Raw genomic sequence first — 3,500 nt, forward strand, 5'->3', positions numbered from 1 at the left:
AGCCTACCCCGGGTGATCGCCCGGATGACCTGCCCCGGGGACCCAATTTCTTTTCGCCGGCTCTTTCCTCTGTCTGGCAGCTTTGCGTCGCGGGCTCAGCAGAGAACCAACGCCGCAAAGGTTCTCCGGCCCTTCATGTTTGCCCCACTGCTAAAGGGGTCAATTTTTTCTCCTGGAACTCTGTAACTCTTTTTCCACCATCACCTTGGGGAGGTGTTCGTAAACGGGCTTGGGATTGTTGGACACCCTCCAGCGCCGCGGTCATAATAAAGGCGAGAGACGAGCGTGCGCAGGTTTTCGCCTCGTGTTTTGCAAAACGGTTTGGGGGATGCAACGATGTCTCGTTTGAACCGCCGTCGGTTCATTTTCCATTCGGCGCATACCACAGTTGGTCTTTCAGCGACCCTGGCATCGCTTCGCACTGGCGAGGTCCTCGCGGAGTTCCTGGAGGTCGAGACGCCACCACGAAAAATCGCGCCACCGCTGCGGCTGTGTCTCATCTCGGGCAGCGAAGAGTACCGTTCGGACGACAGCCTGAGCTGGCTCGCGGACTACCTGGAGCTGAATTACGGGGTCAAGTCCCATAAGGTCTTCGCCAAGGGCCTCACCGAATTACCGGGGCTGGAGGCCCTCGACGCGAGCGACTGCATGGTCCTGTTCACACGGCGGCTGGAAATCACCGGGGAGCCGCTGGAACGGATCAAACGCTACATCGAGTCGGGCCATCCCATCGTGGGAATCCGCACGGCCAGTCACGCCTTCCAAAATTGGCTGGAACTCGACAAGCTCGTTTTCGGGGGCGACTATCACAACCACTACGGGAAGGACTTCCACCCCTACATCGAAGTTGCCGATACAGGAAAAAATCACCCCATCGTGCAGGGCTTTGAGCCTTACACGTCATCGGGCAGTCTGTATCGCAATCCCAATCTCGCCCCGGATACGACAGTTTTACTCAAAGGGACGATTCCCGGGCATGTCGAACCCGTTGCCTGGGTCCGTCTCTACAAGGGTGCCCGGGTGTTCTACACATCGCTGGGCCATCCGGATGACTTCCGGCAGAGATCCTTTGTGCGGATGCTCGTGCGGGCCATCTTTTGGGTATGCGGCCGAGAGTTGCCAGATTGACCATTCCCGAGCCGACGAATCGACTGCCCGTCAACTTCCCCGGCGTTTTGGTGGATCGTGGGCCGCACCACAGACTTCGCACCACAAGACTTCACTGGGCGGCGGCGATGAACTGTTGCTTCCGTAAAAGGTAGGCGTGGCACAGGGCGAGAGCCAGGGCATCGGCGACGTCGGGTGGTTCAGGAGGCTCAACCAGCGACAGTTCCCGTTGAATCGCCCGCTGGATCTGGGCCTTGCTTGCACGCCCGGATCCTGTCAGCAGTCGTTTGACCTGAGTGGGCGCGTAGGCCACCACTGGCACCCCGGCCTGTTTCGCGGCCAGACAGATGACGCCCCGGGCATGGCCCATAAGAATGGCGGTTCGTGGTCGCTGATAATGAGAAAACACCTCTTCCAGGGCGACCGCGGCAGGGTGGAAGCTCTCCAGCACTTCCCGCATGCCGTCGAAAATGGCGCCCACCCGGGCGGGAAGATCCTTGTGAGCGGGAGCACGAATGACGCCCGCTTCGCAAAGCACCGGCGACGTTCCCTCTGCAATCTCGATGACCCCGTAGCCGGTGACCCGCAATCCGGGGTCCACCCCGAGGATGCGCTGTTTGCCGGGGGATTCCCCAGCCCTCGGCGCTTGCGAAGAAAATCGCTTCATAAGTTTGACCATCCCTGATTGCCGAGCCAAAAGTGGCCGCTTTTCCGTGGCCAGCGCTTCGTTTTTCTCATTGACGCGCTTGGGAAGTTTGCTCAATCACCGGAGCGGTTTTCGATCCGCCAGGTGGTGCCGTCGGGACGGTCTTCCAGGACCACCCCGAGTTCGGCCAAACCGCTGCGGATGCGGTCGGCCATCTGAAAATTTTTAGCCTTGCGTGCTTCCGCCCGAATGGCCACCAGCAAGTCCAGCAGTTTGGCCGTCAGACCGCTTTCTTCAACCGTTTTTCGCCTGGGTGGCGGCGTGCGGAACAGTCCCAGGACGTTAGCCAGTTCTTTCAAAACAGTCGCCCCTTTGATCAAATTCGTGAGCTTTTCCGGAGTACGCGAGGCCGGATCCTCCAGCCGATTTTCGTCGATATACCGATTGAGGCGACGCACCAGCTCGAAGAGTTCGCCGATCGCACCTCCGGTGTTGAAATCGTCGTCCATGAATTCGAGGAATTTTTCCCGGTGGGCGTGCACATCCTTGAGGAACGGATCGTCGCCCGGCGAAAACTCTCCTTCTTCCCGTCGTGTGGGAGCAGGCAGCGTGTAGAACGACTGTCCAGTGAGACGCTCGAAACGTTCGAAAAATCTGTAGAACGTCTCGATGGCGGTTTCCATCTCTTGCAGGCGACGCTCGCTAAACTCGATCGGCCGTCGATAATGCGTCGAGAGAATGAAGAGGCGAATCGTCTCGGGCCGGTACTCCGCGAGGAGTTCCCGGAACGGGCTGGCCCCTTTGGACTTGCTGATTTTGCCTGCCTGCTGAGCCTCCAGATCGTCGGCCGGCCGGGTGTGTCGGCCGCCCACTTTCCCGACTTCGTCAGCAGCCTGCATCAGCCCGTTGTGCAGCCAGTAGCGGACCATCGGCTTGCCGTGCCGGGCTTCGCTCTGGGCGATTTCGTTCTCGTGATGAGGGAAGACCAGGTCCAGCCCGCCGCCGTGAATGTCGAACGTCTCGCCGAGGATCCGGCTGCTCATCACGGAGCACTCGATATGCCAGCCGGGTCGGCCGGGACCCCACGGACTGTTCCAGAAGGGCTCATTGGGTTTGGCGGACTTCCACAGGGCAAAATCATACGGCGATCGTTTGCGGTGGGCGCCTTCTCCGCCTTCAGGAAGCATCGCCTCCAGCTTTCGGCCGCTCAGTTTGCCGTAATCGGGAATTTTGGTGACGTCGAAATAGACATCGCCGTCTGCAGGATAGGCGTAGCCTTTGGCGATCAGGTCCTGAATGAACTCGATGATCGCGTCGATATTCTCGGTGGCACGGGGAAAGTGGTCCACTGTATCGATCCCCAGGGCCTGAAGATTGGCCATGTAATCGGCGATCATTTCTTCCGCCACCTGAGACATAGGGATACCGCGCCGCTGGCTTTCCGCGATGAGCTTGTCGTCCACATCGGTGATGTTCACGACCCACGTCACCCGGTAGCCGTTGTAGGTGAGATAGCGTTTGATCGCGTCGAAGATCACCGGACCGACCATGTGGCCGATGTGACTGGGCTTGTAAACCGTCGGTCCGCACAGATAGATGCCCACCTGGCCGGGTTTGACGGGTTCAAATGGCTCTTTTTTTCGGGTCAGAGTGTTGTAAACGCGGATCATAGGCATGAAGGTCGCTTAAAAACCCAGGTTCAGATGTGTTTTCCGAATTTTTTCCTTTGCCGGTTGGTAGGAGTTTT

The 3,500-nt window shown here is 58.9% G+C and carries 3 protein-coding genes; 1 reads left to right on the forward strand and 2 read right to left on the reverse strand.

Going from position 1 to position 3,500, the window contains the following annotated elements:
- Window positions 1-336: 336 nt before the first annotated feature.
- Window positions 337-1,128, forward strand: coding sequence for a ThuA domain-containing protein (locus tag H5U08_RS13110; protein ID WP_297033835.1), 792 nt, complete (start codon window positions 337-339; stop codon window positions 1,126-1,128).
- A 91-nt stretch (window positions 1,129-1,219) separates the two neighbouring features.
- Here H5U08_RS13110 and ruvC read toward each other — a convergent pair whose 3' ends face one another.
- Both ruvC and cysS read right to left on the reverse strand, forming a co-directional pair.
- A complete protein-coding gene (ruvC, locus tag H5U08_RS13115) occupies window positions 1,220-1,774 on the reverse strand; it encodes a crossover junction endodeoxyribonuclease RuvC (protein WP_297033837.1) in 555 nt (184 codons plus the stop codon).
- Window positions 1,775-1,866: 92 nt separating this feature from the next.
- Window positions 1,867-3,429, reverse strand: coding sequence for a cysteine--tRNA ligase (gene cysS, locus H5U08_RS13120; protein ID WP_297033839.1), 1,563 nt, complete (start codon window positions 3,427-3,429; stop codon window positions 1,867-1,869).
- Window positions 3,430-3,500 lie beyond the last annotated feature (71 nt).

The sequence above is a fragment of the Thermogutta sp. genome (assembly GCF_014359955.1).
GTDB lineage: Bacteria > Planctomycetota > Planctomycetia > Pirellulales > Thermoguttaceae > Thermogutta.

Coding starts and splice junctions, on each gene's coding strand:
- H5U08_RS13110 (WP_297033835.1), top strand. CDS start 337: ATGTCTCGTTTGAACCGCCGTCGGTTCATTTTCCATTCGGCGCATACC.
- ruvC (WP_297033837.1), bottom strand. CDS start 1,774: ATGAAGCGATTTTCTTCGCAAGCGCCGAGGGCTGGGGAATCCCCCGGC.
- cysS (WP_297033839.1), bottom strand. CDS start 3,429: ATGCCTATGATCCGCGTTTACAACACTCTGACCCGAAAAAAAGAGCCA.